The 1,315-nt window shown below is 72.4% G+C and carries 3 protein-coding genes; 1 reads left to right on the top strand and 2 read right to left on the bottom strand.

Features of this window, described 5'->3' with window-relative positions; all coding sequences use genetic code 11:
• Together AC13HU_RS37300 and AC13HU_RS37305 are read right to left on the bottom strand one after the other, a co-directional pair.
• The coding region (locus tag AC13HU_RS37300; RefSeq protein WP_483046439.1) for a carbohydrate binding domain-containing protein at positions 1 to 495 on the bottom strand (495 nt) is incomplete at its 3' end.
• A gap of 157 nt (positions 496 to 652) precedes the next feature.
• Positions 653 to 907: a hypothetical protein gene (locus AC13HU_RS37305; RefSeq protein WP_483046440.1), complete on the bottom strand. Its 255-nt coding sequence runs from the start codon at positions 905 to 907 to the stop codon at positions 653 to 655.
• 66 nt (positions 908 to 973) lie between these two features.
• Between AC13HU_RS37305 and AC13HU_RS37310 the strand changes: the two genes are divergently transcribed.
• A partial coding sequence (locus AC13HU_RS37310) for a TetR/AcrR family transcriptional regulator (RefSeq protein WP_483046441.1) occupies positions 974 to 1,315 on the top strand: 342 nt, incomplete at its 3' end.

Below are 1,315 nucleotides of genomic sequence, written 5' to 3' on the forward strand. Positions count from 1 at the left end.
GTACCAGCCGTGCACGTAGACCTTCGCGGTGGTCTGGGTCGCGCCGGTGGTGAACGACACGCTCAACGGGGCGTAGCCGGCGCCGGTGTCCGCGGTCCAGGTCGAGGTGCCGCCGTCCACGCCGAGGTAGACGTAGGAGCCGTCGACCTGGGCGGACAGGGTGTAGGCGGTGTTCGGGGCGACGGTGACGGTCTGGGCGCACTGGCCGGTGACGCCGGCGGACGGCGCGCCCTTGAGGGCGTAACTGCCGCTGTGCGCCTGGCCGGTGACGACCTGCGCACCCGCGTCGCAGGTCCAGCCGGACAGCGTGCCGGACTCGAAGTCGCCGTTGGTCAGGAACTCCCCGGCGCTCGCGGACGGGGCGAGGGCGACCATGCCGCCGACAGCGAGCGCGCCCGCGAGGGCGGTCGCGGCTGCGGCAAGAGTGCGCCTGCGAGCGGGGGAGCCGGTGCGCGCGGCGGGCCCGTGCGGATCGGGAGAAGTAGCGGTGGGCATGGGGGGATGCTCCTTCGGCGAGGAGTGCTCATGTCACCGGGTAGCAAACAGGTCCAGACCAATTCCGTCAATGGTCCGGACCAACATTCGCCACTTCGGGCATCCCGAGCCGCCCCGAACCCGCCACCTCAGCACGGCACTTCCGCCCGGGCGGCCCTCACCGCCGCTTCGACCAGGGCCACTTGGGCCGGTCCGGATGCGGACTGCCCTCCGGGTCGTACACGAACACCCACCGGGTGCCGCGCTCCTTGGCGCGCTCCCGGTGATAGACGTGCACCTTCTCCGGCCCACCCTCGGGGGCGGGCACGGGCACCCGGTAGTCCAGCGGGGGCTGTCCGGTCATCCCCACCATGACCTCCAGCACCCGACCGTCCAGCGGCCCACCGACGAACTCCGTCTTCTCATGTCGCACAGTGCCCAGACTCCCACGCCCGCCGGCGGACCCACGACAGGCAGCCAGGTCGTTAGGCTGCCGGGTATGAGCAGCAGCGCGGTGCCCGCCTACCGCCGGATGAGCGTCGAGCAGCGCCGCAAGCAGCTTCTGGCCGCGGCGCTCGACCTCTTCGGGCACCACCGCCCCGAGGACGTGTCCGTCGAGGACGTCGCCGCAGCTGCCGGCGTGTCCCGACCGCTGGTCTACCGTTACTTCCCCGGCGGCAAGCAGCAGCTCTACGAGGCCGCCGTCCTCAGCGCCGCCGACGAACTCATCGGCCGCTTCGGCGTCCCCGCCGAGGGCCCACCCACCCAGCGCCTCGCCGACGCCCTCGACCGCTACCTCGCCTACGTCGACGAACACGACGCCGCCTACGGCGCCCTCCTC

It is taken from the genome of Streptomyces sp. NH27, assembly GCF_056859195.1.